This window comes from Micromonospora sp. WMMD735 (assembly GCF_049178995.1).
In the GTDB taxonomy this organism is placed as follows: Bacteria; Actinomycetota; Actinomycetes; order Mycobacteriales; family Micromonosporaceae; genus Micromonospora; species Micromonospora wenchangensis.
Window position 1 is genome coordinate 2,978,215 of record NZ_JBMHMJ010000002.1, and the last position, 26,877, is coordinate 3,005,091.

A 26,877-nucleotide genomic window follows, 5' to 3' on the forward strand; every position below is an offset into this window, starting at 1 on the left:
CGGAGGACGTCCTCCGGGCCGGCCGGTACCGGTCAGGCCAGCGAGATCTGGTCGCCGTCGATCTTGAGTTCCTTGGCGGCCAGCGGTTTGGTCGCCGGCCCCTCCTTGACCGCGCCGTCGGCGATGGCGAACTTGCTGTTGTGGCAGGTGCAGTTGATCGTCCCGCCGTCGACGTTCGACACCGGGCAGCCCTGGTGGGTGCAGATCGGGTCGAACCCCTTGAACTGCCCCGCCGTCGGCTGGGTGATCACCACGCCCTGCGCCGCGTAGACCTGGCCGCCGCCGACCGGGATGTCACCGGTCCTGGCGATCGCGGCGGCACCGGACCCGCCGGAGGTCGCGGCCGGTCCGCCGGTGGCCGGGGTGGCCGGCTCGTCACCGGAGTCGTCGCCGCAGGCGGTCAGGAGGACCGCCGCCCCCACCGCGCCGGCCCCGGCCAGCAGGGCACGTCGGGTCTGCGTACCGGGCCCGGTCGGCACCTGGTCGTCTGTCATCTCCGGCCTTTCTCTCGACTGCTGCCGCCGGTCGTCGACCCGCGCGGCTCACTGGAGCACACGCACCACTGTGCCCGACGGTTCACCCCGGCCGCCCGGGAACACCCCGCGCAGCGGGCCGACCCGCCGGGTCAGCGGGCCCCGGCCGGCACCTTGCGGGTACGCGCCTTCGGCGTCGAGCCGTTGGCGCGGGCCGCCCGGGTCACCGCCGCCTTCGCGCCCCGGGCCTGGCCGTCGAGCTTGAGCACCGAACGCAGGAACTGCCCGGTGTGGCTCTCGGCGACCTCGGCGACCTCTTCCGGGGTGCCGGTGGCGAGCACGGTGCCGCCCCGGTGACCACCCTCGGGGCCCATGTCGATCAGCCAGTCGGCCGACTTGATCACGTCGAGGTTGTGCTCGATGGTGATCACCGTGTTGCCCTTGTCGACCAGCCCCTCCAGCACCATCAGCAGCTTGCGGATGTCCTCGAAGTGCAGGCCGGTGGTGGGCTCGTCGAGCACGTAGACCGTGCGGCCGGTGGAGCGCTTCTGCAACTCGGAGGCCAGCTTGACCCGCTGCGCCTCACCGCCGGACAGCGTCGGCGCGGGCTGGCCCAGCCGGACGTAACCCAGGCCCACGTCGTTGAGCGTGCGCAGGTGCCGGTGGATGGCCGGGATGGCGGAGAAGAACTCGGCCGCCTCCTCGATCGGCATCTCCAGCACGTCGGAGACGGTCTTGCCCTTGTAGTGCACCTCCAGGGTCTCCCGGTTGTACCGGGCGCCCTTGCACACCTCGCACGGGACGTAGACGTCCGGCAGGAAGTTCATCTCGATCTTGATGGTGCCGTCGCCGGAGCACGCCTCGCAGCGCCCGCCCTTGACGTTGAACGAGAACCGGCCGGGGCCGTACCCCCGGACCTTGGCCTCGGTGGTCTCGGCGAACAGCTTGCGGACGTGGTCCCAGACCCCGGTGTAGGTGGCCGGGTTGGAACGCGGGGTACGGCCGATCGGCGACTGATCGACGCCGACCACCTTGTCGACGTGCTCCAGCCCGGAGACCCGGGTGTGCCGGCCCGGCACCAGCCGCGCCCCGTTGATCTGGTTGGCCAGCACCGCGTACAGGATGTCGTTGACCAGCGTCGACTTGCCCGAGCCGGAGACCCCGGTGACCGCGATGAGCTGGCCCAGCGGGAACGGCACGGTCAGGTTGCGCAGGTTGTGCTCGCGCGCCCCGTGCACCACCAGCTCCCGCTCCGGCGTCTGCGGCCGACGCTGCTTCGGCGTGGGGATCTCCCGCCGGCCCGACAGGTACGCCCCGGTCACCGACTCGGGATTGTCCAGCAGCGCCGGCACCGAACCGCTGTGCACGATCCGGCCGCCGTGCTCGCCCGCGCCGGGGCCGATGTCGACGATCCAGTCGGCCACCCGGATGGTGTCCTCGTCGTGCTCGACGACGATCAGCGTGTTGCCCAGGCCGCGCAGCCGCAGCAGGGTCTCGATCAGCCGGTGGTTGTCCCGCTGGTGCAGGCCGATCGACGGCTCGTCGAGCACGTAGAGCACGCCGACCAGGCCGGAGCCGATCTGGGTGGCCAGCCGGATGCGCTGCGCCTCGCCACCGGACAGGGTGCCCGCCGGCCGGTCCAGGGAGAGGTAGTCCAGGCCGACGTCGAGCAGGAACCGCAGCCGGGCGTTGATCTCCTTGAGCACCCGCTCGGCGATCATCTTCTGCCGGTCGGTCAGCGCGATGCCGGCGAGCAGTTCGGCCGCCTCGCCCACCGACAGGTTGCACACCTCGGCGATGCTCTTGCCGGCGATGGTGACCGCCAGCACCTCGGGCTTGAGCCGGGTGCCACCGCAGGCCGCGCAGGGCACGTCGCGCATGTAGCCCTCGTACTTGTCGCGCGACCAGTCGCTCTCGGTGTCGGTGTGCCGGCGTTCGATCCACTGCACCACGCCCTCGAAGCCGGTGTAGTAGGAGCGCTCGCGGCCGTACTTGTTGCGGTATCGCACGTGCACCTGGTCGTCGGAGCCGTGCAGGATGATCTTCTGGGCCCGGGCCGGCAGCGCCCGCCAGGGGGTGTCGACGTCGAAGTGCTGGCTCTCGCCCAGCGCCTCCAGCAGGCGCAGGAAGTATTCCAGGTTGTGCCCGGTGGCCCAGGGCTGCAGCGCGCCCTCGCGCAGGGTGCGCTCCGGGTCGGGGACGACCAGCTCCGGGTCGACCTCCTTCTTGGTGCCCAGGCCGGTGCACTCCGGGCAGGCCCCGTAGGGCGCGTTGAACGAGAACACCCGGGGTTCCAGGTCCTCGATCGCCAACGGGTGGTCGTTGGGGCAGGCCAGGTGCTCGGAGTAGCGGCGTTCCCGGGCCGGGTCGTTCTCGGGCAGGTCGACGAAGTCGAGCAGCACCAGACCGTCGGAGAGGCCGAGCGCGGCCTCGACCGAGTCGGTCAGCCGCTGCTTGGCGCCCGGCTTGACGCTGAGCCGGTCGATCACCACCTCGATGGTGTGCTTCTCCTGCTTCTTGAGCTTCGGGGGCTCGGTCAGCGGGTGCACCACCCCGTCGACCCGGGCGCGGGCGTAGCCCTTGGCCTGGAGTTCGGCGAAGAGGTCGACGTACTCGCCCTTACGGCCCCGGACCACCGGGGCGAGCACCATGAACCGGGTGCCCTCGGCCATCGCGAGGACCCGGTCGACGATCTGCTGCGGGCTCTGCCGGGAGATCCGCTCGCCGCAGACCGGGCAGTGCGGCTCGCCGATGCGGGCGAAGAGCAGCCGCAGGTAGTCGTAGACCTCGGTGATGGTGCCGACGGTCGACCGCGGGTTGCGCGAGGTGGACTTCTGGTCGATGGAGACGGCCGGGCTCAGGCCCTCGATGAAGTCGACGTCGGGCTTGTCCATCTGGCCGAGGAACTGCCGCGCGTACGACGACAGCGACTCGACGTAGCGGCGCTGCCCCTCGGCGAAGATGGTGTCGAAGGCCAGGCTCGACTTGCCGGAGCCGGAGAGCCCGGTGAAGACGATGAGGGCGTCCCGGGGCAGGTCGAGACTGACGTCACGCAGGTTGTGCTCGCGCGCGCCACGGATGATCAGACGGTCGGCCACGGTGCGGGTGCTCCCGGAAGAAGAATATGAGGCGGATCTGTCCGCTCCGAGTGGGATCTGAGTGGTTTTACGCGGCGCAGAAGGAACGCCTGCGCAACTCTAGCCCCGGGGTACGACAACTTCCCGCACGCCAACATTCCCCCAGCTCACACCGGTCGGCCGACCCGCCTGCCCGAGGCCGGCCGACCCGCTGTGTGCGCCCCGTACCCGCTCCGGTTGGTCGGAGCCGGCCGGACCGGGGCGGTCAGAACCCGCCCGGCAGGGGCGGCGTCGTCGGCCGGGCCGGCCGCCGTCGACCACCCCGCCAGCCGCCCCGCCGCTCGGCCGCCAGCCGGCTCTGCCGGCGACCGCTCTCGTACGCCAGCTCCCGCTGGAGCCGACGCCAGCTCTCGAAACGCCGGCCCGGCAGCTCCCCGGTCTCCACCGCCTCGCGCACCGCACAGGCCGGCTCGGCGGTGTGGCCGCAGTCGGCGTACCGGCAGCCGGTGGCCAGCTCGGCGATGTCGGTGAACGCCCGGTCCAGCCCGGCGTGCCCGTCGAGCAGCCCCACCGCCCGGACCCCGGGGGTGTCCAGCACCGCGCCGCCGCCGGGCACCGGGACCAGCGCCCGCCAGGTGGTGGTGTGCCGCCCCTTGCCGTCGACCCGCCGGATCGCCTGGGTCGGCATGACCTCCGCCCCCACCAGGGCGTTGACCAGGCTCGACTTGCCCGCCCCGGAGGGGCCGAGCAGGGCCAGCGTGCGCCCCGGGGCGACCAGCGGACGCAGCGGCGTCAGGCCGGTCCCCCGCTCGGCGCTGACCGGCAGCACCGGCACCCCGGGGGCGAGGGCGGCGAGCTGCCGGGCCACCGCCTGCGGGTCGGCGGCCAGGTCGGCCTTGGTGAGCACCACCAGCGGAGTGGCCCCGGACTCGTGGGCCAGGACGAGCAGCCGTTCGATCCGGGCGGCGTCCGGCTCCGGGTGCACCGGCTCGATCACCGCGGCGGTGTCGAGGTTGGCGGCGAGCACCTGGCCACTGGCGTCCTTGCCGGCGGTACGACGGATCAGCGCGGTCCGCCGGGGCAGCACCGCGTCGACGGTCACCGGGCCGTCCGGCCAGCGGGCCAGCAGCACCCAGTCACCGGCGCACGGCAGGGCGGTCAGGTCACGGGCGGCGGCGGCCAGCACCGCCGGCCCCAGGCTGGCCCGGACCGGTCCGTCCGCGCCGAGCACGGTGCACACCCCCCGGTCGACCCGGGCCACCCGGCCGGGCCGGCGGTCCGGCCGCCGCCGCGCGTACGCCGCCCGTTCGGCGTCGAGGCCGAGGGCGGTCAGATCGATGGTCATGTCATCCTCACCGGGGTCGGAACTGGTCGTGGCGCAACACGCGTACTGCGACCGGCATGATCACCACCCCCGTCCGTCGTCCCGGTACCGTGTCAGGCCGACGGTAGGCCGCCGACCGACGCGCCGAAAGCGAATTCCCCGGCGGCGCAACGCTGTCCGGACCGTTAGGGTCGTGGCGTGACGACGGATCCACTGATGTTTACCGGTGAGGTGGCCGATTCGGCCGCCCGCCTGCTGGACACCGCCGCCGGGCTGGACGCGGCGGCCGTCGCCGCCCCCAGCCTGCTGCCCGGCTGGACCCGGGGTCACGTGCTGACCCACCTGGCGCGCAACGCCGACGGGCTCGTCAACCTGCTCACCGCCGCCCGCACCGGGCAGGACATCCCGATGTACGCAAGCGACGCGGCCCGCGACGCCGACATCGCCGCCGGTGCCGGCCGGCCGCCCGCCGAGCTGCTGGCCGACCTGCGCCGCAGCACCGACCGGTTCGTCGAGGCGGTTGCCGCGATGACGGCGTCGGCGTGGAGCGCCACCGTGCAGGCCCGACGCGGCCCGTGGCCGGCCGCCCTGGTGCCCTGGGCCCGGTGGCGCGAGCTGGAGGTGCACCACGTCGACCTGGCCACCGGCTACCGTCCGGCGGACTGGCCGGCGGCGTTCGCCCCGCACCTGCTGCACGAGGTGGCCGGCGGGCTCGCCGAGCGGTCCGACGCGCCCGCGCTGGTGCTGCGGCCCACCGACGGCAACCGGCCGGAGCTGGTGCTGGGCGACGCGCAGGACGCCCCGCAGGTCGCCGGCAGTTGCGCCGCGCTGGCCGCCTGGTTGATCGGCCGCAGCAGCGGCGACGGGCTGACCGTCACCCCGGACGGTGCCCTGCCGACCCCACCGGAATGGATATAGACCGCACATGAGCTACACCGGAGACGTCACCCACGGCGGCCCACCCGCCGTGCGGGAACTGGACCGGCTCACCGTCACCAAGGTGTCGGTCGGCCCGATGGACAACAACGCCTACCTGCTGCGCTGCCGCGACACCGGCGCGCAGGTGCTCGTCGACGCCGCGAACGAGGCGCCCCGGCTGCTCGACCTGATCGGCGACGCCGGGCTGACCTCGGTGGTCACCACCCACCGGCACATGGACCACTGGGTCGCCCTGGAGGAGGTCGTGGCCTCGACCGGCGCGTCCGCCCTGGTGCACGCCGACGACGCCGAGGGGCTGCCGATCGCGGCACAGACCCTGGCCGAGGGCGACACCGTCGCGGTGGGTGACCAGACGCTGGAGGTGATCCACATCAAGGGGCACACCCCGGGGTCGATCGCGCTGCTCTACCGCGACCCGGCCGGCACCCCGCACCTGTTCACCGGCGATTCGCTGTTCCCCGGTGGGGTGGGCAACACCGACCGGGACCCGGAGCGGTTCGGCCAGCTCATCGACGACGTCGAGCACAAGCTGTTCGGCCGGCTGCCCGACGAGACCTGGTTCTACCCGGGGCACGGCGCGGACAGCACGCTCGGCGCGGAACGGGCGTCGCTGCCGCAGTGGCGGGCGCGCGGCTGGTGAGCCGGTGACGGGCCGGCGGTGACCCGTCAGGCGTCGGTCAGCCCGGCTGACCGACGCCTGTCACCGCGCGCAGCCGACGCCTGGTGCCCAGCAGCACCAGGCCGGCCAGCAGCAGGCCGACGGCCATGGTGACCAGCAGCGGGTTGCCGGGCAGCAGCCCGGCCAGGGCCCGCGACGCCGCGCCCAGGGCCAGGTAGAGGCCGGCCCACGCCGCCGCGCCGAACGCGGCGCAGACGACGAACCGGCGGTACGACATCCGCAGACTCCCGGCCGCCAGCGGCAGCAGCGTGTTGAACACCGGCAGGAAGGGTGCGACGAGCACCATCCGCCCGCCGCCGGAGCGCAGCAGTTGCTCGGCGGCCGACCAGCGGCCCTCACCGATCCAGTCGCCGACCCGGCTGTGCCGCAGCCGCTCGCCGAAGATCCGCCCGGCGAGGAAGCTCAGCGACCAGCCGGTGAGGCAGCCGGCGACCACGGCGACGACGGTCGCCACCCCGGCGACCGGCCGGCCCACCCCCACCGCCGCGAGGATCGCCACGTCGCCGGGGACGAGCACCCCGAGCAGCGGTACGGCGTCGGCGAGCATCACCAGCCCGAGTGCCGCCATCAACAGGGCGGTCGGTAGGTCTCCGAGCTGGGCCAATTCGTCGAGCACGAGATGACGCTACGGCCACCGGGCCTCCCGGCGCATCGGGTCGCGACCCTGATCACTCCCCGACTTTTCCGACGGGCTTCCCGGGGCCGCGCGACGGCGTGGCCCGGGGGCTCCCGACGGCGTGGCCCGGGGCCTCCCGACGGCGTGGCCCGGGGCCTCCCGACGGGGGTGGTTCAGCGGGGGCGGAGCACCTGGACCCGGCGGACCGGGGAGTCGACGGAGGGTTCGGTGGTCGGCACCGGGTAGCTGGCCACCACCTCCAGCTCGTCCGGCGGCAGGTGTCCCCGGTCCGGGTCGCCGACCAGCACCTGCGCCCCGCCGTCGGCGGCCCGCCGCAGGTACGGCAGCACCCGTACGGCGAGGTCCCGGTCGTAGAGGACGTCCCCGGCGACGAGCAGGTCGGCCTGGGTGCCGTCGTCGTCGAGCAGGTCCTGGTGGCTGGCATGCACGTGGACCCGGTTGGCCCGCGCGTTGACGGTGACCGCCGCCACCGCGTAGGGGTCGACGTCGTTGGCGACGACCTGACGGGCACCGGCCAGGGCGGCGGCGATGGCGACGAGTCCGGAGCCGGCGGCCAGGTCGAGCACCCGGCGGCCGGCGGCGAGGTCGGGATGGTCGAGCAGGTGGCGGGCGAGGGCCTGCCCGCCGGCCCAGGCCGACGCCCAGAACGGCGGGGGCAGGGTGTGCCCGGCGCTGGCCTCCATCCGGGCCCACCAGACGATCGCGTCCTCGGCGAGGTGCAGCCGCACCTCGGGGACGAAGGGGGTGGGCACCAGCCGCAGCCGGTCCAGCCCGTCGCCCGGCGCGTCGATCTCGCGTTCCAGCTCGGTCAACGCGTCGACGCGCGGTCGGTTCACCGGTCGAGTGTGCCGCAGCGGGCCTCCCGTCGGGCGGCATTCCGGCGACCTGCGAGTTTCCGTCCGCATCCTGCGGCTTTTCAGCCGGCAAAAACCGCCTCGGCCGGCTACTGTCGGGGCAGTACAGGGCGATCATCCGCCGCAGCGGCGGGGTCACCCGTTGTAAACAGGGAGAGATGCATGGCAACCGGCACGGTCAAGTGGTTCAACTCGGAAAAGGGCTTCGGCTTCATCGAGCAGGACGGCGGGGGCCCCGACGTCTTCGTTCACTACTCGGCGATCGCCACCAGCGGCTACCGGGAACTGCAGGAGGCCCAGAAGGTCGAGTTCGATGTGACCCAGGGGCAGAAGGGTCCGCAGGCGGAGAACGTCCGCCCGCTGTAAGTCTCCGTGCCGGTGGCGGCGGCCCGGGGCCGCCGCCACCGAGCGCTCCCGGCAACCGTCGACCCCGCTGCCGGTTCCACTGCAACCCGGCCGGGTGTTCCCGGGCCGGGCTATGCCTCGTCGACCGCGCTGCGGTCGGTGCCGCGTCGCCGGCGGGCCCGGGTCAGGCCCCGGTCAGGGTCGCTTGGCGTGGCGCAGGAACGACCGCCAGGCGGCCGGCGCGAAGGTGAGCACCGGGCCCGACCGGTCCTTGCTGTCGCGGACGCCGACGACGCCGGGCAGGTTGGCGGCCACCTCCACGCAGTCGCCGCCGTTGCCGCTGCTGCGGGTGCTCTTGTGCCAGATCGCGCCGGTCAGGTCCATGAATCTGCCGCCTCCGAGATCAGCTTGATGGTGGCCCCGTGGGGCAGCGCCTCCGCGCGCACCGACTCCCAGGTCCGTCGCAGGGAGTGTACGTCCGCCGTCCGTTCGATGATCGATCCGTGTAGCTGGTTGTCGAGGTAGGCGACGTCGTCGCCCTCCGGCGGGGTGGCGATCACGAACGCGCCGTTGAGCCCGGGGTAGGCGCCGGTGCCCCTCGGCACCAGGTGCAGGTGCACCCGCGGCCGGTCGCCGATCTCCCGCAGGTGCAGCAACTGCTCCCGCATCACCTTCGGCCCGCCGACCGGGCGTTCCAGCACGGTGTGGTCGAGCACCGCCACGAACAGCGGCGGGGACGCCCGGTGCAGGATCTCCTGCCGGGCCAGTCGCGCCGCGACCTGCTGCTCCACCTCGTCGCCGAGGAAGTGGCTCGCCCGCTCGAAGAGTTCCCGGGCGTAGCCCTCGGTCTGGAGCAGGCCGGGCACCACCAAGGGCTGGAACGAGCACAGCGCGGTCGCCTGAGGCCGGTCATCAGCTCGGCCAACTCCACCCCGGGCGACGCCCGGAGCTGACCGACCGCTTCTTCACCTGGGCCCGAGCCCGGGGATGAACGCCGACAGCCGTGTGCACCCCTTCCGCCGGAGGCGGGACGGAGGGGGTGCACACGGGGTCCGGGTCAGGCCACCAGCCGCTTGGCCAACTCGTCGGCGACCTGCTTGGCGATGGTGGGCGGGATGGCCGCGGCGATCTTCTCCGGGGTGAGCCCGGCCAGGACGCCGGCCACGATCGCCTGCTCGTCGGTGAAGTCCTTGTTGGCCAGTACGGTCAGCGCGGTCTGCAACGAGGCCAGCTGCGCGCCGAGCGACTTCAGGCTCGGGTGCGGGACGACGAAGTCCGGGTTGGTGTGGTCCTCCCCCATCGCCATCCGGGTGTAGATCTGACCCACCGGGTTGCGGCCGTCGAGGACGGTCAGGTTCTTGTGGACGGTCTCCAGCCAGGCGTGCTCTTCGGGTGTCATGTCGGTGTCCTCCAGTAGTCCGATGCCGGTCAGGTAGCGCCGGAACAGCGGGGTCTGGTCCCGTCCGGCCTTGGTCGAGTCGCGGAAGAAGCTGAAGTGGGTGTGCCACAGGTGCGAGTCGTCGCCGGAGCTGCGCTTGCCCAGCCGGTCCCACCGCCTGACGACCTTGCCGTCCGGGCTGTAGATGATCTCCCGCAGGTCGCGGCTGTCCGGCGTGTTCGCCCGGCACTGGGCTACGCACCAGGTGGAGAACGTCTGGAGGTTGTGCGTGGCGCCCCCGGAGCGCACGGTGAACGTGCCCACGTCCAGCCCGGAGGCGTAGAGGGTGAGGCCGCCGGAATCCCGGGGCGACTCCACCACCGAGTAGTCGTTGGTGACCACCCGGTCGGAGCCGCAGTGGTAACCACCCCGGTGGGCCGGGTCACCGACGATCCCCACCGCGGCGGGGTCGAGGCTCTTGATGGTGTCGAGCAGGAGCCGGCGGACTGCCAGCAGGTTGGCCGGAGCCGTCGTCATGACGTCCCCTCTCCGCGGCCGGCCCAACGGTGCCGGCTGCTTCGGCATCAGGCCAGGGTCGGGAACCGTCGTCACTCCACGTAGGCGGTGTCTGCGGGGAGAACGGGGCCCGACCGCTGGTGCACGTCATCGAGCGTTGCGAAAGACGATAGCCCTGGTTGCCAAAAAAGTCCCAGCTCAGACGGGTTGTCTACAGATAGGTCCAAGCTGGGAGCCGGCTGGGACCACCGGCAGCACGAGCCGCGACGGATGCGATGGATCATGCAGGATCTGCCGGGTTCCAGCGCGGAGCGTGATCGCCGCGCCGAGCGGCTCCCCGGTCCCGGGGTTGCGCGCGTAGCGGGGGTGGGCACCCCCGGACACCTGCACCCGCAGCCGGTGACCGGCCGCGAACCGGTGCGCCACCGGCCACAGCGGCACCGGCACCCGGGTCACCCCGTCCGGGTCGGCCGGGAACCGGCCGGGGGCCACCCGGACCAGGCCGTCGCAGACGTTCCAGGACCGGCCGCGCCGGTCCACGTCGCACAACCGCACGAAGACGTCCAGGTACGACAGTTCGCTGCGGACGTGGATCTCGGCGTGCACCGGGCCGACCACCTCGACCGGCCCGGTCAGCACCGCGCCGGTGTAGACCAGCACGTCGGGCCGGGCCTCGACGGGGCGGTTGTCGACCGGGCCGGCGCGCTGGGCCACCAGCAGCGGGCCACCCAGCGACGGGGTGGGGTCGGCCGGGTCGTACCGGATGGTGTCGGGGGCCGATTCGGCCGGCGGCTGCGGGTCGAGCCGGCCCCCGGCGTGCAGGTGCCAGGGGGTCGCGGTGGCCGGCGGCGGCCACTCGGGCAGGTCCCGCCAGCCGCCGCCGTCCCCGCCGACGTGCACCCGCACCGGGGCGCGCGGCGACGGCGGCCGGCCGTGCAGGTGGGCGTCGAGCCAGCCCAACCCCTCCCGCAGCGCCTCGGCCAGCAGGCCGGGGCTGCCGTGCGTCCACGGGCCGACGGTGAGCCGGGTGGGCACGCCCGCCGCCCGCAGCGCGGCGTGGTCGGCGAGCTGGGCGGGGAGGAAGATGTCCTGCCAGCCGCTGACCATCGTCACCGGGGCGCGCACCTCGGCGATCCGCGCGCCGAAGACCCGGGTCCGCCAGTAGTCGGCGTCCGGGGTGTGGTGGCGCAGCCACTCCTGGAAGAACGGCACGGTCACCCCGGTCGCCACCCGGTCGGCCTCGGTCAGCGGCAGGTGGGCCAGGGCGGCGGCCAGCCGGGGCTGTCCGCGCTTGAGTTCCCACTGCCGGGCCAGCCACGGCACGGTCTGCGCCTGGAGCAGCTCGGCCCAGGTGAGCACCGTGTCCAGGGCGAAGGACTCCCCCGCGTACGTCGAGTCGCGGGTGGCCGAGGCGGTGACCACCGCGACCATCGCGGCCAGCTCCTCCCCCGCGTCGGCGGCCAGCGCCCACTGCACGAAACCCTGGTAGCTGGCCCCGAACATGCCGAACCGGCCGGTGTACCAGGGTTGCCGGCGCAGCCAGTCGACGGTGTCCAGGCCGTCGTCGCGCTCGTGCACCAGCGGGTCGAACAGCCCGTCGGAGCCGTCGGTGCCCCGGCAGGACTGGATCACCAGGTGGAAGCCGCGACCGGCGACGAGCCGGCCGAGCAGCCGCATCGGCCCGCCCCGCCCGTACGGGGTGCGGATCAGCACGGTCGGCGCGCCGGGCAACCGGGGGGCGTAGTGGTCGGTGCGCAACCGCGCCCCGTCGCGGGCCCGGACCGTGAGGCCCCGGGTGACGTCGACCCGGTGGGTGGCGGCGGCCGGCAGGCGCAGCACGGCGGCGGCGAGGCGGGCGAGCGACAGGTCCGGCACGGCGCTCAGTCCACCGGCCGGCGGGACGGCTCGGCGCGGGCGGCCCGCATCGCGTCGCGGTGCTCCCGCATCGAGGCGACCATGGTGGCCAGGAACCGGTGCACGACCGCCAGCTCGTCGTCGGTGAACCGGGCCATCACCTCGTCGGTACGCCGCCCGAGCGGGCCGAAGAAGCTCATCGCCAGGGCGGCCCCCTGGTCGGCGTAGTGCAGGAACACCTTGCGCCGGTCGGCGGTGTCGCGGTCGCGGCGGATGTGCCCGGCGCGTTCCAGCCGGTCGACGAGCGCGGTCACCGACCCGGAGGAGAGGTTGAGCTGTTCGCCGAGCCGGCCGGGGGTGATCGGGTCGCCGAGCAGTTCGGCGTCCATGACGGCGATCAGGGCGTGCAGGTCGGTCGGGTTGAGCCCGTGCAGGTTGGCGAACGCGTGCCCGATGTGCTGCGCGTCGACCGAGTATCGCCGCAGGTCGTTGGTGATGTCGGCCACCATCCGCCCGCGCGGGTCGTCCCGCCGCCGATACATCCCGTGCGTTGCCACGCCCGCCGTTGCCCCCTGTCGCTGTGTCCGGTTGCAGCATAGAACAACGGCCGATAATCTCGGCTATCAAGATACTCGAAGGGCGGGCTATCTTGCCGTCCGCGTTCCCACCGACAGACCACGAGGGCCTCCGATGTCTCTGTTCACCCGCGTCGCCCGCAGCCGGCTCGCCGCCTGGCTCACCGTGGCCGCCGCGATCGTCGTCGGCGCGGTCGTCTTCGGGCTCCCCAAGCCCGACAACCCCGCCCCCGTCTCGGCCACCGGCCTGTCCGTGCAGTGGCAGTCGACCCAGGTGGAACGCCTCCAGGACCAGCTACCCGACAACGACGTCCAACCCGCGATCGTCGTGGTCAGCCGGAACGACGGCAGCCCGCTGACCGACACCGACCGGGCCGCCGTCACCGACCGTTCCGGCGCGTTGGGCCGGCTCGCCGTCGGCGGACAGGTCAGCCCGCCGCAGGTCTCCCCCGACGGCACCGTCGCCCTGCTCGCCGTCCCGCTGGACACCGCCGGCGGCCAGCAGGCCGTCGCCGACGAGGTGGCGAAGGTCCGCGACGCCGTCGGCGGCCTGCCCGACGGGCTCACCGCCGCGGTCACCGGCGCACCCGCGTTCACCGCCGACCTGACCAAGGTCTTCGAGGGTGCCGACCTCACCCTGCTCGCCGTCACCGCCGGCGTGGTCGCCCTGCTGCTGCTGGTGACCTACCGCAGCCCGTTCCTGTGGATCGTGCCGCTGATCGTCGTCGCCGCCACCGAACAGCTCACCCTGCGGGCCGTCGACACCATCGTCCCCGCCGTCGGCATCAACCTCCAGGAGGGCGCGGTCACCGGCATCGCCAGCGTGCTGGTCTTCGGCGCCGCCACCGACTACGCCCTGCTGCTCATCGCCCGCTACCGGGAGGAACTGCGCCGCGACGAGGACCGGTTCGCCGCCATGCGCGCCGCCGTACGCCGGACCGCCGAACCCATCCTCGCCAGCGGCGGCACCGTCGTGCTCGGCGTGCTCACCCTGCTGCTGTCCGAGCAGGAGACCAACCGGGCGCTCGCCGTGGCCTGCGCCACCGGCGTCGTGTTCGCCATGCTCTCCGCGCTGTTCGTGCTGCCCGCCGTCCTGGTCATCTTCGGCCGGGGACTGTTCTGGCCGTTCGTGCCGAAGGTCGGCGGCCCGGCCCGGGAGGGCAGGCTGTGGGGCCGGCTCGGTGCCGCCGTGGTCCGCCGCCCGCTGCCGGTCGCCGCGCTGTCCACCCTGCTGCTCGCCGGCCTCGCCCTCGGCGGGCTCACCCTGCGCACCGGGCTGTCCGAGACCGAACAGTTCCGGGTCAAGCCCGAGGCGGTCGCCGGAGCCGAGACGCTGGCCCGCGCCTTCCCCGCCGGCACCACCCAGCCGGTGGCGGTGCTCACCAACCCGGCCGCCGCCGCCGAGGTCACCCGCACCGCCGCCGCCGTGCCCGGGGTCGCCTCCGCCCGGCCCGGCGTGGCCGGCACCGCCGTCGCCCAGGTCGACGTGGTGCTCACCGACGAACCGGGCAGCCCGGCCTCCGACCGCGCCGTCGAGGCGCTGCGTGCCGCGGTGGCCGCCGTGCCCGGTTCCGCGCCGCCGACCGTCGCGGGTGCCGGACCGGCCGAGGGGGCGCTGGTCGGCGGCACCGTCGCGGCCACCTACGACTCCGACGAGGCCAACACCCGGGACCTGTGGCTGATCCTGCCGATCATCCTGGTGCTCGTCTTCGCCGTGCTGGTGGCGCTGCTGCGCGGCCTGCTCGCCCCGCTGCTGCTGGTGCTCACCGTGATCGCGTCCTTCTTCGCCAGCCTCGGCGCGGCGTGGCTGCTCTTCGACCACGTGCTGGGCTTCCCCGCGCTCGACAGCGGGGTGCTCCTGCTGGCCTTCGTGTTCCTCGTCGCGCTCGGCGTGGACTACAACATCTTCCTGGTCACCCGGGCCCGCGAGGACGCCCGCCGGGCCGGCACCCGCGACGGCATGCTCTCCGCCCTGCGCGTCACCGGCGGGGTGATCACCAGCGCCGGCATCCTGCTCGCCGCGGTCTTCGCCGTCCTCGGCGTGCTGCCGCTGATCCTGCTCACCCAGATCGGCATCATCGTGTGCCTCGGCGTGCTGCTCGACACGCTGCTGGTGCGCACCGTGCTGGTGCCGGCGCTGGCGTTCCTGCTCGGCGACCGGTTCTGGTGGCCCGGCCGGATCGCCCGGGAGGCCGACGACGCCGTGGGGCCCACGCCCGCGCCGGCTGTCGCCGCCCGGGACTGACCCGCCCACCCGACCCGCCGCCCGGCCGGGGGTCCCCACCTGCACCGGTGGGGGTTCCCGGCCGGGCGGCGTACCCGGGTGGATGTGTCGCCCGTCACGGCCGCTCCGGTCACCGGGAGCAGTGCCCGGACGGGCCCGGACGGGCCCGCGTACGCTAGGAGACCGACCAGCAGGGTCGACTCCCCCGGCACCGACAGACCGAAGATCACTGCGGCCTCGCCGCGGTGACCGTCGCGACGACCAGGTGCCCGGCCGGCCGGTGGGCCGGTCGGCCCGCCGGTGGGCTCGGCAGACCCGCCGCTGGCACGGCCGGAACAGCAGTTCCGGCACAGATCCGGGCGGTGACGGGACGACCCCGACACCTGCCCCGGCAACCGCAGACAGGAGTATGGAGGGTATGCAGCTTCGCACCGACCTCCGCAATGTCGCCATCATCGCCCACGTCGACCACGGCAAGACGACCCTGGTCGACGCCATGTTGCGGCAGGCCGGCGCCTACGGGGCCCGTGGTGAGAACACCGAGCGCGTCATGGACTCGATGGATCTCGAACGGGAAAAGGGCATCACCATCCTGGCCAAGAACACCGGCGTGCGCTACCTCCCGGCCGACGGCTCCGACCCGGTCACCATCAACATCATCGACACCCCCGGCCACGCCGACTTCGGCGGCGAGGTCGAGCGGGGCCTGACCATGGTCGACGGGGTGGTGCTGCTGGTCGACGCCAGCGAGGGCCCGCTGCCGCAGACCCGGTTCGTGCTCCGCAAGGCGCTCAAGGCGCGGATGCCGATCATCCTGGTGATCAACAAGGTGGACCGGCCCGACGCCCGGATCAAGGAGGTCGTGGACGACACCTACGAACTCTTCCTCGACCTGGACGCCGACGAGGAGCAGATCGACTTCCCGATCGTCTACGCCTGCGCCCGCGACGGCATCGCCTCGCTGACCCAGCCCGCCGACGGCTCGGTGCCCGACGACAGCACCAGCCTGGAGCCGCTGTTCCGGACCCTGCTCGACACCATCCCGCCGCCCTCCTACGACGAGGGCGCGCCGTTGCAGGCGCACGTCACCAACCTGGACGCCTCGCCGTTCCTGGGCCGGTTGGCGCTGTGCCGGGTGCGCCAGGGGACCATCGCCAAGGGCCAGACCGTGGCCTGGTGCCGCACCGACGGCAGCACCCAGCGGGTCCGCATCTCCGAGCTGCTGATGACCGAGGGCCTGGAGCGCAAGCCGGCCGACTCGGCCGGGCCGGGCGACATCATCGCCGTCGCCGGCATCCCCGAGATCATGATCGGCGAGACCCTCGCCGACGCCGAGAACCCGATCCCGCTGCCGCTGATCACCGTGGACGAGCCGGCCATCTCGATGACCATCGGCACCAACACCTCGCCGCTGGTCGGCCGGGTCAAGGGTGCCAAGGTCACCGCCCGGATGGTCAAGGACCGGCTCGACAAGGAGCTGATCGGCAACGTGTCGCTGCGGGTCCTGCCCACCGAGCGGCCGGACGCCTGGGAGGTGCAGGGCCGTGGTGAGCTGGCCCTGGCCATCCTGGTCGAGCAGATGCGCCGCGAGTCCTACGAGCTGACCGTCGGCAAGCCGCAGGTGGTCACCAAGGAGATCGACGGCAAGACCTGCGAGCCCGTCGAGCGGCTGACCATCGACGCCCCGGAGGAGTACCTGGGCGCGATCACCCAGCTCCTGGCCACCCGCAAGGGCCGGATGGAGCAGCTGGTCAACCACGGCACCGGCTGGATCCGGATGGAGTGGCTGGTGCCGGCGCGGGGCCTGATCGGCTTCCGTACCGAGTTCCTCACCGACACCCGGGGCACCGGCATCCTGCACCACGTCTTCGAGTCCTACGAGCCATGGTTCGGTGAGCTGCGGACCCGAAACAACGGGTCGCTGGTAGCCGACCGCTCCGGCGTGGTCACCCCGTTCGCGATGATCAACCTCCAGGAGCGCGGCCAGCTCTTCGTCGAGCCCACCACCGAGGTGTACGAGGGCATGATCGTCGGGGAGAACTCCCGCTCCGACGACATGGACGTCAACATCACCAAGGAGAAGAAGCTCACCAACATGCGGGCCTCGACCTCCGACGAGACCGAGAAGCTGATCCCCCCGCGCAAGCTCTCCCTGGAGCAGGCGCTGGAGTTCTGCCGCGAGGACGAGTGCGTCGAGGTGACCCCGGTCGCCGTACGCATCCGCAAGGTGGTGCTGGACCAGACCCAGCGCGGCCGGATGGCCGCCCGCCGCAAGCACGCCGGCTGACCCACCCGCAGCCCCCGGTCCGTCACCCGGGACCCGGTCGGCGGTTTCCGGAACAGACGCCCGCCCCGGCATGATCTCCTCTGATCATGCCGGGGCGTTCGTCATGGCGGTCGGGTGTCGCTGCGCCGGTCCGGCGGCCGTGCTCAACCGCCGAGAAGAGCGCGCTCACGGATTCGCGGGCCCTGTCCGGTCATCCGGTCGGGTGCGGCGGCTGCCGGCCTCGCGGGGACGGTGACCTTCCGCAGCAGGACATGGCAGATCGGGTACAGCAGAGCCCCGTCCAGATAGTGGCAGAACATGGCACCGAGGTACGACGGGCCGCCCCACGCGTTGCGGGGAAAGTTCGGGTCCAGTCCGGCGAAGACCTGCTTGCCGATGCGCCAGGCCATGTACACCTCCAGCAGCACGAGGAAGGCGACGGCCAGGCCCCGCAGCACACCGACCACGCCGAGGCCGGAGCGGAACGTCGCCCCGATCCGGGCTGCGATCGGACGTCCGAGCGGCGTGAAGACCACCTTCCAGCCGAGCGGGCTGCGGCGGGCTGCCACCACGTACCAGACGGTGACCACGGCGAGGACGACGAGGTGGGGAAGCCACGCCTCGGTCCCCGGGATCTGCGGTTCGAGCTGGGGCGAGCGGTTGAGGTAGGTCACCACGCCGCTGGCCAGTCCTGCGACGGTGGCAACGGTGGCGGTGATGACGGCGGGGCGGGACAGGTGCAGCCGGTGGTTTGTCATGCCCCTACGCTCGGCCACACCGCCCGATCCGCGCGTCGCTCTCCAGCATGATCCGCAGCGTCCCTCCGGGGTCGCCCCGTCATCCTGCAGCATGACGCCCGTACCCGTGAGCCCTGGTTAACGTGATCCACATGCGACTGCGCCGCCCCGGTCTCCCACCGTTCGACCTGCTCGATGTCGCCCTCGCGGTCGGGTCGTTCGGGCTGTTCACCCTTCCCGTGCTGCTCCGTGGCTCCGGACACGCCCCGACGGCGGCGATCGCCGTGTTGGGCGCCGCCGCGACCGTGCCGCTGGTGGTGCGCCGGTCGGCCCCGGTGCTGGTGCTGATCACGGTGTCGCTGGTCCTCGTCGTGGCGGCGGTGGCCGATGTCGGGTTCACCGTGTTCCACAGCAACGCGGGCCCGGCGCTGGGCATCGCGGTGCTGACGGTGGCCGACCGGCTGCCGCCCGCCCGGTCGCTGCGGGCGAGCGTGGCCGCGGTCGGGCTGGTCACCGTGGCGGAGGTGACCGCCATGCAGATACATCCGGGCACCGGGCAGAACGCGATCCAGCTGGTGCTCGCGATCCCGGCGTGGTTGCTCGGGTACGCGTTCGGTGCCCGCCGACAGGCGGAACGACGGTTGCGCGCGGAGGAGCAGGAGCGGGCGCGGGAGGCCGAGCGTCGGGTCCGCGCGGAGGAACGGGTGCGGGTGTCGGCGGACGTCCACGACATCGTGTCGCACACGCTGAGCATGATCGCGGTACGGTCGGGGGTGGCGCGGATGGTGCTCGAACAGCGGCCGGACGAGGCACTGGTCGCGCTGTCGGCGATCGAGACAGCCAGCCGCAGCGCGCTGGACGAGTTGCGCACGGTGCTGCACTCGTTGCGCGACGTTCCGGGCGACCCACGGCGCACCGGCGGCGCACTGGACGTCGGCCCGGCCGCCGAGCGGCCGACGCTCGCCCACCTCCGTTCGCTCGTCGGCAACCTGCGTGACGACGGCTATCCGATCACCCTCACGTTGGCCACGGACGCCGCCGCATCGCCACCGGTCGAGGAGTCGGCCTATCGCGTCGTGCAGGAGGCTCTGACGAACGTGGTACGCCACGCCGGCCGGGTGGCGACATCCGTCGAGGTCGGGCAGGACCCGCACGGGCTGAGCATCGCGGTGTCCAACTCCGCCCCGGTCGCGGGCACGTCCGGGGCCGGCCACGGTTCCGGACACGGCCTGGCCGGGATGCGCGACCGGGTCGCCCTGTACGACGGCACGGTCACGGCGGGACCGCGTCGCGACGGTGGTTTCGCGGTGCTCGTCCGTTTCCCGTCAGGGCCGGTGAACCGGTCCGGAGACGTCGACCGGGACGGGGCGGACAGCCGTGGGTGACCTCGACGCCGGCACCGGCGGCTCGACGGCACCGGTCCGGGTGCTGGTCGTGGACGACGAGGCGTTGGTCCGCGCCGGGTTCCGCGTCCTCCTGGAGGCCTCACCGGGGCTCACGGTGGTCGGCGAGGCGGCCGACGGTGCCGCCGCGGTCCGCCAGTGCCGCGCGCTGAAGCCGGACGTCCTGCTCATGGACATCCGCATGCCGGTCATGGACGGCCTGGAAGCCACCCGCCACATCGCCGACGACGACCGCATCGACGCCCGCGTACTGATCGTCACGACGTTCGGGGAGGACGAACACGTCTTCGCCGCGTTGCGCGCCGGAGCGAGCGGGTTCGTCCTCAAGGACACACCCCCGGAGGATCTGCTCGCCGCCATCCGCATCGTCGCCGGTGGCGAGGCGCTGCTGACCCCACGGGTGACCACGCGGCTGGTCGCCGAGTTCGTGCGCAACACCTCCGTCCGGAGCACCCCGGTGACCCGCCCGGACGGGCTTACCGACCTGACCGAGCGGGAACGTGAGGTGCTCGTCCAGGTCGCGGCCGGAAAGTCGAACGCGGAGATCGCCGACGACCTCACCGTCAGCCTCAACACGGTGAAGACCCACGTGAGCCGGCTGCTGTTCAAACTGTCGGCCCGCGACCGGGCACAACTCGTCGTGTGCGCCTACGAGTGCGGTCTGGTGACACCAGGAAAGTAGGGGGCAGCGGGTCACGGCGGCGCGACGACACCGCCGGCACGTCCCGGCACCCTCCCGGGAGCCGCCGGGCCGTCCCGGTGGGCCGGATTCGGCTAGCGTCACGGGCATGACCTGGGATGACCTCGACGCCCGGCTGGACCGGCGGCCCGGCACCGTCTCGGCGTACCTGGGCCGGCTCGACGCCCCACCCACCTGGACCCGCACCCCCGACGCCACCCACTACGCGGCCAGCACCATGAAGGTCGCGGTGCTGCTGGCCCTGCACCGGGCCGCCGAAGCCGGCACCCTCGACCTGGACACCCCGGTGCCGGTGGTCAACGACTTCACCTCGGCCCGGCCGGACGCACCCCGGTTCACCTGCGCCCGGCCCTACGACAACGACGACGCCGTCTGGCAGCGGCTCGGCGGGCGGGCCACCCCGCGCTGGCTCGCCGACCGGATGATCACCCGGTCCGGCAACCTCGCCACCAACCTGATCATCGAACGCGTCGGTCTGCCCGCCGTCGCCGAGGCGTGGCGGCTCGCCGGGGCCCGGCACAGCGTCACCGGCCGGGGCATCGAGGACGCCGCCGCCCGGGAGGCCGGCATCACCAACCTGGTCACCGCCGCCGACCTGGCGGCCCTGCTCGGCGGGCTGGCCGTCGGCGCACGTCGGCCCGGCCCGCTGGCCTCCCCGGCGGCCTGCACCGCCATGGTCGACGTGCTGCTGGACCAGCGCCACCGCGACGATCTCGCCGCCGGGCTGCCCGACGGCACCCGGATCGCCCACAAGAACGGCTGGGTACGCGGCGTACGGCACAGCGCCGGTGTGGTCCTGCCCGACGACGCCCCGGCGTACGTGATCGCCGTCTGCAGCACCACCGACCCCGCCACCGCGCCCGACGACCTCGACGCCTGCCGGCTGCTGGCGGAGGTCTCGGCGACGGCCTGGGCCGCCCGGCACGACCTCACCGGCTGACCGGCGGTCAGTCCAGCAGGTGGGTCCGCAGCGCGGCGCGGAGCTGCGGGGTCACCCCCAACCCGTCGGCCAGGTACGCGTCGAACGACCCGTGCCGGCGGCGCACCTCGTCGAAGCCGGCGTCCAGGTACTCGGGGCGCACCTCCAGCACCGCCCGCGCCGTCTCCGGGTCCAGCTCCGGGTGCCGCCGCAGCATCGCCGCCGCCGCCTCCTCGCGCAGCTCCACCGTCAACGCGTTGTGCCGCAGGTAGTCGGCCCGGACCGTCTCCTCGTCGACGCCGAGGGCGGTGAGCAGCACCACCGCCAGCCACCCGGTGCGGTCCTTGCCCGCCGAACAGTGGAACAGCAGCGGCAGGTTGACCGGGTCGGCCGCCAGCCGCACCGCGCGGGCGAACCCCTCCCGGGCCACCGCACCGCTGACGAACCACCGGTACAGCTCCGCCATCGCCGCCGCCGCACCCCGCCGGGCCGCCTCGTCGTGGCCGGTGAGGTCGTGACCGAGCAGCACCGCCGACAGGTAGCCGAACCCGGGGTGCGCCGGGTCGAGCACCGGCAGCCGCACCAGGTTGGGGTCACCGACCAGCCGGTTCGGCGGGGCGAGCGCCGTCTCGCTGTCGTCGCGCAGGTCCACCACGCAGGCCGGGGCGAGCCGGCCCAGCACCGTCAGGTCGGCCTCGGTCAACCGGCCCAGCGCCGGGGTGCGGATCAGCCGGCCGGGGCGTACCCGCCGGCCGTCACGGGTGGGCAGTCCGCCCAGGTCACGGGCGTTCGGGGCACCCGCCAGCGTCCAGCTTCCCACGGTCATCGGCGCGCTCCTTCGGTGACGACGTGCGTATAGGGTGCCGCACATGACGATCGCCGTGGTACGCACCCACCGGCTGTCCGCGCCGCTGCACACCCCGTTCGTCACCGCGCTGCGGCGTACCACCACCGTGGAGACCCTGGTGGTGGAGGTGACCGACGCCGACGGGCGGTCCGGCTTCGGCGAGGCCCCGCAGGTGTGGCAGGTCACCGGGGCGTCGGTGGCCGGCGCGGAGTCCTGCGTCTCCGACGTGCTCGCCCCGGCGGTGGTCGGCCGGGACGCCGACGACGTGCTGGCCCGCTGCGCCGAGGTCGCGGCGGCGGTGGCCGGCAACGAGGCGGCCCGGGCCGCGCTGGACGTGGCGCTGCACGACCTGGCGGCACGGCGGCTCGGCGTACCCCTGGTGCGGTTGCTCGGCGGGACGGCGCTGCGGGTGCCGACGGACGTCACGCTGGCCGCCGGGGCCGGCGCGGACCTGGCGGTGGCCGCCCGTCAGCGGTGCGACGAGGGCTTCGACGTGCTGAAGCTGAAGGTCGGCACCGACCCGGCGGGCGACCTGGAACGGGTCCGCGCCGTCCGGGCGGCCGTCGGCCCGCAGGTGCGCCTGCGGTTGGACGCCAACCAGGGGTGGACGCCCCGGGAGGCGGTCCGGGTGATCCGGGGGGTCGAGGACGCCGGGCTCGACGTGGAGCTGGTCGAACAGCCGGTGGCCCGGTGGGACCTGGACGGCATGGCCTGGGTCGCCGACCGGGTGGACGTGCCGATCCTCGCCGACGAGGCGGTCTTCGGGGTGCGGGACCTGGTCGCGGTGATCCGGCGGCGGGCGGCCGACCTGGTCAACGTCAAGCTCGCCAAGTGCGGTGGTCTGCGCCCGGCCCGGACCCTGCTGGAGTTGGCCCGGGAACACGGCATGGGCACCCTCGTCGGGTCCATGATGGAAAGTCAGGTCGGGGTCGGCGCGGCGGCCAGCCTGGCCGCCGCCTACCGGACCAGCGCCGTGTCCGACCTGGACGCCGCCTGGTGGCTGGCCTGGTCGCCGGTGCGCGGAGGGCTGCGGTACGAGGGCGCCACCGTGGTGCTGCCGGACGCGCCGGGGCTCGGCATCACCGCCGTGACCGAAACAAAGATTCAGCACCGAGGTTGATGATCGCAGCTTTTCTTCCTATGGTCCGGATGGGGCACCGACACGTGAGCCGGAGGTCGACGTGGAGTTGGAGCCGGGCCGGGAGGCCCTCGTCCGGGTGGCCGTCGCCACCCTCTGGACCGACCCCGGCGCGACCCGCCCGGTCGACCGGCCCGCCCTGGCGGTGCCCTCGGACACCGGCGGCTGGATCACCGGGATGGACGCCAGTCAACGGGTCGGTGACTGTGTGCTCAGTCAGCTGCTGCTGGGCGAACGGGTGCTGGTGACCGCGCTGCACCCCGACGGCTGGGCCCGGGTGGTCGCGGTGCAACAGGCCGCACCCCGGCTCGATGCGCGCGGCTACCCCGGCTGGCTGCCCGCCGCCCAGCTCGCCCCGGCCACCCCCACCGGTGGCCCGGCCGCCCCGCTCGTCGTCGACGCCGTCAGCACCGACCTGCGGGTCACCCCCGCCGGCCCGGTGGCCCTGCCCGGGGTCGTCCTCGGCACCCGGCTGCACCCGGCCGGTCCCGCCGTCGACGGGTGGCGGCCGGTCCGGGTGCCCGGACGGCCCGATCCGCTGTGGGTTCCCGAGGCCGACGTCACCGAACTACCGGCCACCCCGCCGACGGCCGACGACGTGCTCACCGTCGCCGCCCGGCTGCGCGACGTCGCGTACGTCTGGGGTGGGCTCTCCGGGCACGGGATCGACTGTTCCGGCCTGGTCCACCTGGTGTGGCGACGGCTCGGCGTGACGCTGCCCCGCGACGCCGACGACCAGGCGGCGGCCACCACTCCCGTGCCGGCCGGTGAGGAACGCCCCGGGGACCTGTACTTCTTCGCCCGACCCGGGCGGGGCATCCACCACGTCGGCCTGGTGACCGCCGGCCGGGGGCCACGGATGCTGCACGCCTGCTACCGGCAGCGGCGGGTGCTGACCGAGCCGCTGCCACCGGACCGGGTCGCCACCCTGGTCGGCGCGCACCGGGTCTGACCGGGAAATGGGCGTCACCGCAGTGCGGTGACGCCCATCGGGGGCACTACGGTCAGCGACGCGCCTCGATCAGCTCGCGCCGTCGGTCCCGGGACGACTTGACCAGGCTGGCCACCGTCGCCACGGCGAGACAGCCGATGATGACCGACAACGACAGCCAGATCGGGATGTGCGGGGCCCAGCCGATCGGCTCACCGTCGTTGAGGAACGGCAGGTTGTTGTCGGCCAGCGCCTCCAGCACCAGCTTGACGCCGATGAAGCCGAGCACCACCGCGAGGCCGTAGCTGAGGTAGACCAACCGGTCGAGCAGCCCGCCGACCAGGAAGTAGAGCTGTCGCAGGCCCATCAGCGCGAAGACGTTCGCGGTGAAGACCAGGTACGGCTCCTTGGTGATCCCGAAGATCGCCGGGATCGAGTCCAGCGCGAAGATCAGGTCGGTGGTGCCGATCGCGATCATCACCACCAGCATCGGGGTGAACAGCCGCCGGCCCGCCTCGTACGTGGTGAGCTTCGCGCCGTCGTAGTCCCGGGACAGCGGCAGCGCCTTGCGGCTCCACCGGATCAGGATGTTCTCCTTGAACTCGTCCTCCTCCGGCTCGCCCTGCCGGGCCAGGTTGACGGCCGTGTAGATGAGGAACGCGCCGAAGATGTAGAACACCCAGGAGAACTGGGAGATCAGCGCCGCACCGGCGGCGATGAAACCACCCCGCATGACCAGGGCCAGCACGATGCCGATGAGCAGCACCTTCTGCTGGTATTTCCGGGGCACCCGGAACCGGGCCATGATGATCACGAAGACGAAGAGGTTGTCCACCGAGAGGCTGTACTCGGTGAGCCACCCGGTGTAGAACTGGCCGGCCACGTCGCCACCGGCGGTGACCCACAGCCCCGCCCCGAACAGCAGCGCCAGGCCGACGTAGAAGCTGACCCAGAGGCTCGACTCACGGACGCTGGGCTCGTGCGGCCGGCGGCCGATGATGAAGAGATCGGCGAGGAGCACCGCCGTCAGTGCGACGAGGGTTCCCGCCCACACCATTCCGGACACGTTCAATCCATTCCTCCGGCAGACACGCGGCGTCGGGCACACCGTACGCCGCGTGACGGCGAGGTGGGCGACGACGCACACACTGGTGACTGTCGGAGGTCTCTTCCGCCAGCGACCCGCGGGCGGGGCGCTGACCGGCGGAGCCGGGTCGAGCTGTCGGGTGACGCTCGACCGTGCTGACGACTCCGTCGCGGGGGAATACTCCCCTCCTCGGCCGCCATTGTTCACCATCGAGGGCCGCGGGCGCATCTCCTGCGCCGCGCATTGCCGGCAGCATCACGTTCCGACCTCGACCGACCTGGTCGTCCGCTCCTCTCCCGGTCACACCGCCTGCCCATCCTAGGAGGCTAGGCGTAGCGGTATTCGCACGATTGATGGTGTTCTGCGGGGTTGCGGGGTGGAGTCGCCCCGGCGCACCACGGGCGGGGCGCGGCGTGGCAGGCTGTCGGCATGGTGCTTGAGGTCGCGCTCATCGACGTACTGCCCGGACACGAGGACGATTTCGCCGCCGCCTACGCGCAGGCGCACGCCATCATCGTCGCCGCCGAGGGATGCCGCTCAGTCCGGATGACCCGGGGCATCGAGTCCCCCTCCCGGTTCGTGCTGCTGGTCGAGTGGGACTCGGTGCGGGCCCACGAGGAGAACTTCCGGGCCACCGAGGCGTTCGGCAAGTGGCGGGCGCTGATCGGCCCGCACTTCGCCGGTCCACCCCGGGTCGAGCACTTCGTCGATGTGCCGGCCTGAGCCGGGTCGGCGTCGCGATCCGGCCGGCGTGCCGGCGGTTCCCGGCAGCCTCCGGCAACTTCCTGAGAAATTCACTCCGGTCGATCAGAATCTGTCGTACCCCCGGGTTACCGTGCGGCGCATGCGCGGCGACCGGTCCCGACACGTTCGGGGGTGCCGGGTCCGGTGGTCGCGCGGTGAGCCGTCGTGGCCGCCGGCCGCCGGGTCGATCCCGGTGACCGGCCGGCCCCGCCGCCACCGGCGGCCCCGGCGCACCGTCGCCACCCGCACCCGCACCCGCACCCGCACCCGCAGCCTCGGCCCACCGTCGCCACCGTCGCCACCGGGGCGGTCTCGACGCACCGTCGGCAGCCCGTCGGCGCACCGGCGGTGGCCGTCGTGCGGGGTTAATCCATGGCGTCCGCCACGGCGGTCCGGTTGACTGCCCGGATGACCGCACGGGTGTTCCTGGTGACCGGGGTGAGCCGCCGGATCGGCATCGGCGCGGCGGTCGCCCGCACCCTCGCCGCCGACGGGTGCCGGCTGCTGCTGACCGGGCTGCCCGGCTACGACGAGGCACAGCCCTACGGCGGCGACCCGCAGGGCGTACCGGCGCTGCTGACCGAGCTGGGCGGGGTCGCCGATCACACCGCGGCCGACCTGCTCGACCCGGCCGCCCCGGCCGCGCTGGTCGCCGAGGCGGTACGCCGGCACGGCCGGCTCGACGGTGTGGTGGCGACCCACGCCTACTCCACCCGCACCAGCCTGGGCGGGTTGGACGCCACCGAGGTCGACAGGCACCTGCTGGTGAACGTCCGGGCGACGCTGCTCCTGGCCGACGCGTTCGCCACCGCCTTCACCGCCGGGTCGGGCGGCCGGCTGGTGCTCTTCTCCAGCGGCCAGCGCCTCGGCCCGATGCCCGACGAGTTGGCCTACGCGGCCAGCAAGGCCGGGGTGGAAAATCTCGCCGCGCAGCTCGCCCCGCTGCTGATGCCCCGCGGGATCACCGTCAACTGCCTCAACCCCGGGCCGACCGACACCGGCTACGCCCCACCCGAGGCACACGCCGCGGTGGCGGCACTCTTCCCGTCCGGCCGCTGGGGCACCCCGCAGGAGGCCGCCCGGCTGGTGCGTTTCCTCTGCTCACGGGAGGCGGACTGGATCACCGGCCAGGTCATCGACTCCGAGGGTGGCTTCAACCGCTACCGGTGAGCCCGCCCGACCGGCACCCTCCGGGGCGGGGGACGGCGTACCGGGGGTCTCCCGACCGTC

General features: G+C 73.3%; 25 protein-coding genes. 12 read left to right on the forward strand and 13 right to left on the reverse strand.

Features of this window, described 5'->3' with window-relative positions:
- Nucleotides 1–32: 32 nt before the first annotated feature.
- The 3 genes from ACN268_RS12455 to rsgA form a co-directional block, all read right to left on the reverse strand.
- Nucleotides 33–494, reverse strand: coding sequence for a Rieske (2Fe-2S) protein (locus ACN268_RS12455; protein ID WP_204926078.1), 462 nt, complete (start codon nucleotides 492–494; stop codon nucleotides 33–35).
- 131 nt (nucleotides 495–625) lie between these two features.
- Nucleotides 626–3,571, reverse strand: coding sequence for an excinuclease ABC subunit UvrA (gene uvrA, locus ACN268_RS12460; protein ID WP_421483348.1), 2,946 nt, complete (start codon nucleotides 3,569–3,571; stop codon nucleotides 626–628).
- A gap of 244 nt (nucleotides 3,572–3,815) precedes the next feature.
- The gene (gene rsgA, locus ACN268_RS12465; RefSeq protein WP_421483349.1) at nucleotides 3,816–4,895 is read right to left on the reverse strand and encodes a ribosome small subunit-dependent GTPase A; all 1,080 of its coding nucleotides are present in this window, start codon (nucleotides 4,893–4,895) and stop codon (nucleotides 3,816–3,818) included.
- A gap of 177 nt (nucleotides 4,896–5,072) precedes the next feature.
- On the opposite strand from rsgA, the gene ACN268_RS12470 reads away from it, so the two are divergent.
- Both ACN268_RS12470 and ACN268_RS12475 read left to right on the forward strand, forming a co-directional pair.
- Nucleotides 5,073–5,792, forward strand: a complete 720-nt coding sequence (locus ACN268_RS12470) for a maleylpyruvate isomerase family mycothiol-dependent enzyme (protein ID WP_421483351.1) — start codon at nucleotides 5,073–5,075, stop codon at nucleotides 5,790–5,792.
- 7 nt (nucleotides 5,793–5,799) lie between these two features.
- A complete protein-coding gene (locus tag ACN268_RS12475) occupies nucleotides 5,800–6,453 on the forward strand; it encodes an MBL fold metallo-hydrolase (RefSeq protein ID WP_204926074.1) in 654 nt (217 codons plus the stop codon).
- A gap of 37 nt (nucleotides 6,454–6,490) precedes the next feature.
- On the opposite strand, the gene ACN268_RS12480 is transcribed toward ACN268_RS12475, so the two are convergent.
- Together ACN268_RS12480 and ACN268_RS12485 are read right to left on the reverse strand one after the other, a co-directional pair.
- Nucleotides 6,491–7,108 carry a DedA family protein gene (locus ACN268_RS12480; RefSeq protein WP_204926073.1) on the reverse strand — a complete coding sequence of 206 codons (618 nt, stop codon included), beginning with the start codon at nucleotides 7,106–7,108 and terminating at the stop codon, nucleotides 6,491–6,493.
- 173 nt (nucleotides 7,109–7,281) lie between these two features.
- Nucleotides 7,282–7,965 carry a class I SAM-dependent methyltransferase gene (locus ACN268_RS12485; RefSeq protein WP_421483352.1) on the reverse strand — a complete coding sequence of 228 codons (684 nt, stop codon included), beginning with the start codon at nucleotides 7,963–7,965 and terminating at the stop codon, nucleotides 7,282–7,284.
- 180 nt (nucleotides 7,966–8,145) lie between these two features.
- Here ACN268_RS12485 and ACN268_RS12490 point away from each other — a divergent pair, with 180 nt between their 5' ends.
- Complete coding sequence (locus ACN268_RS12490; protein WP_067314937.1) at nucleotides 8,146–8,349, forward strand: cold-shock protein; 204 nt, start codon at nucleotides 8,146–8,148, stop codon at nucleotides 8,347–8,349.
- 174 nt (nucleotides 8,350–8,523) lie between these two features.
- Here the strand turns inward: ACN268_RS12490 and ACN268_RS12495 are convergent, their stop codons facing one another.
- The 5 genes from ACN268_RS12495 to ACN268_RS12515 all read right to left on the reverse strand — a co-directional run bounded on the left by ACN268_RS12495 (nucleotide 8,524) and on the right by ACN268_RS12515 (nucleotide 12,618).
- Nucleotides 8,524–8,712, reverse strand: a complete 189-nt coding sequence (locus tag ACN268_RS12495) for a DUF397 domain-containing protein (RefSeq protein ID WP_145920884.1) — start codon at nucleotides 8,710–8,712, stop codon at nucleotides 8,524–8,526.
- A complete protein-coding gene (locus tag ACN268_RS12500; protein ID WP_421486872.1) occupies nucleotides 8,703–9,218 on the reverse strand; it encodes a DUF5753 domain-containing protein in 516 nt (171 codons plus the stop codon). Before ACN268_RS12500 ends, ACN268_RS12495 begins: the two co-directional genes overlap by 10 nt.
- Before the next feature lie 167 nt (nucleotides 9,219–9,385).
- Entirely contained in the window at nucleotides 9,386–10,243 is an 858-nt protein-coding gene (locus ACN268_RS12505) for a hypothetical protein (protein WP_363793312.1), read from the reverse strand.
- Between the two features lie 177 nt (nucleotides 10,244–10,420).
- The gene (locus tag ACN268_RS12510) at nucleotides 10,421–12,097 is read right to left on the reverse strand and encodes a CocE/NonD family hydrolase (RefSeq protein ID WP_421483354.1); all 1,677 of its coding nucleotides are present in this window, start codon (nucleotides 12,095–12,097) and stop codon (nucleotides 10,421–10,423) included.
- Between the two features lie 5 nt (nucleotides 12,098–12,102).
- A complete protein-coding gene (locus ACN268_RS12515; protein ID WP_302746430.1) occupies nucleotides 12,103–12,618 on the reverse strand; it encodes a MarR family winged helix-turn-helix transcriptional regulator in 516 nt (171 codons plus the stop codon).
- Nucleotides 12,619–12,766: 148 nt separating this feature from the next.
- Between ACN268_RS12515 and ACN268_RS12520 the strand changes: the two genes are divergently transcribed.
- Nucleotides 12,767–14,896 carry an MMPL family transporter gene (locus ACN268_RS12520; protein WP_421483355.1) on the forward strand — a complete coding sequence of 710 codons (2,130 nt, stop codon included), beginning with the start codon at nucleotides 12,767–12,769 and terminating at the stop codon, nucleotides 14,894–14,896.
- A 397-nt stretch (nucleotides 14,897–15,293) separates the two neighbouring features.
- The gene (typA, locus tag ACN268_RS12525) at nucleotides 15,294–17,162 is read left to right on the forward strand and encodes a translational GTPase TypA (RefSeq protein ID WP_088645075.1); all 1,869 of its coding nucleotides are present in this window, start codon (nucleotides 15,294–15,296) and stop codon (nucleotides 17,160–17,162) included.
- Between the two features lie 143 nt (nucleotides 17,163–17,305).
- On the opposite strand, the gene ACN268_RS12530 is transcribed toward typA, so the two are convergent.
- A complete protein-coding gene (locus ACN268_RS12530; protein ID WP_421483356.1) occupies nucleotides 17,306–17,899 on the reverse strand; it encodes a hypothetical protein in 594 nt (197 codons plus the stop codon).
- Between the two features lie 131 nt (nucleotides 17,900–18,030).
- On the opposite strand from ACN268_RS12530, the gene ACN268_RS12535 reads away from it, so the two are divergent.
- From ACN268_RS12535 to ACN268_RS12545, 3 genes are all read left to right on the forward strand, one after another.
- The gene (locus ACN268_RS12535) at nucleotides 18,031–19,263 is read left to right on the forward strand and encodes a sensor histidine kinase (protein WP_421483357.1); all 1,233 of its coding nucleotides are present in this window, start codon (nucleotides 18,031–18,033) and stop codon (nucleotides 19,261–19,263) included.
- On the forward strand, nucleotides 19,256–19,963 hold the full coding sequence (locus ACN268_RS12540) for a response regulator (protein WP_421483358.1): 708 nt from the start codon (nucleotides 19,256–19,258) through the stop codon (nucleotides 19,961–19,963). The genes ACN268_RS12535 and ACN268_RS12540 overlap by 8 nt, the downstream gene beginning before the upstream one ends.
- 106 nt (nucleotides 19,964–20,069) lie before the next feature.
- On the forward strand, nucleotides 20,070–20,921 hold the full coding sequence (locus ACN268_RS12545; RefSeq protein WP_421483359.1) for a serine hydrolase: 852 nt from the start codon (nucleotides 20,070–20,072) through the stop codon (nucleotides 20,919–20,921).
- A gap of 7 nt (nucleotides 20,922–20,928) precedes the next feature.
- Here ACN268_RS12545 and ACN268_RS12550 read toward each other — a convergent pair whose 3' ends face one another.
- Nucleotides 20,929–21,726 carry a tyrosine-protein phosphatase gene (locus ACN268_RS12550; protein WP_421483360.1) on the reverse strand — a complete coding sequence of 266 codons (798 nt, stop codon included), beginning with the start codon at nucleotides 21,724–21,726 and terminating at the stop codon, nucleotides 20,929–20,931.
- A 43-nt stretch (nucleotides 21,727–21,769) separates the two neighbouring features.
- Here ACN268_RS12550 and ACN268_RS12555 point away from each other — a divergent pair, with 43 nt between their 5' ends.
- Both ACN268_RS12555 and ACN268_RS12560 read left to right on the forward strand, forming a co-directional pair.
- Nucleotides 21,770–22,867 carry a mandelate racemase/muconate lactonizing enzyme family protein gene (locus ACN268_RS12555; protein ID WP_421483361.1) on the forward strand — a complete coding sequence of 366 codons (1,098 nt, stop codon included), beginning with the start codon at nucleotides 21,770–21,772 and terminating at the stop codon, nucleotides 22,865–22,867.
- 61 nt (nucleotides 22,868–22,928) lie between these two features.
- On the forward strand, nucleotides 22,929–23,837 hold the full coding sequence (locus ACN268_RS12560) for an NlpC/P60 family protein (protein ID WP_421483362.1): 909 nt from the start codon (nucleotides 22,929–22,931) through the stop codon (nucleotides 23,835–23,837).
- 52 nt (nucleotides 23,838–23,889) lie between these two features.
- Here the strand turns inward: ACN268_RS12560 and ACN268_RS12565 are convergent, their stop codons facing one another.
- On the reverse strand, nucleotides 23,890–24,888 hold the full coding sequence (locus ACN268_RS12565) for a TerC family protein (RefSeq protein WP_421483363.1): 999 nt from the start codon (nucleotides 24,886–24,888) through the stop codon (nucleotides 23,890–23,892).
- Nucleotides 24,889–25,332: 444 nt separating this feature from the next.
- On the opposite strand from ACN268_RS12565, the gene ACN268_RS12570 reads away from it, so the two are divergent.
- On the forward strand, nucleotides 25,333–25,626 hold the full coding sequence (locus ACN268_RS12570; RefSeq protein WP_421483364.1) for an antibiotic biosynthesis monooxygenase family protein: 294 nt from the start codon (nucleotides 25,333–25,335) through the stop codon (nucleotides 25,624–25,626).
- A gap of 429 nt (nucleotides 25,627–26,055) precedes the next feature.
- On the forward strand, nucleotides 26,056–26,817 hold the full coding sequence (locus ACN268_RS12575; RefSeq protein WP_421483365.1) for an SDR family oxidoreductase: 762 nt from the start codon (nucleotides 26,056–26,058) through the stop codon (nucleotides 26,815–26,817).
- Nucleotides 26,818–26,877: the final 60 nt, after the last annotated feature.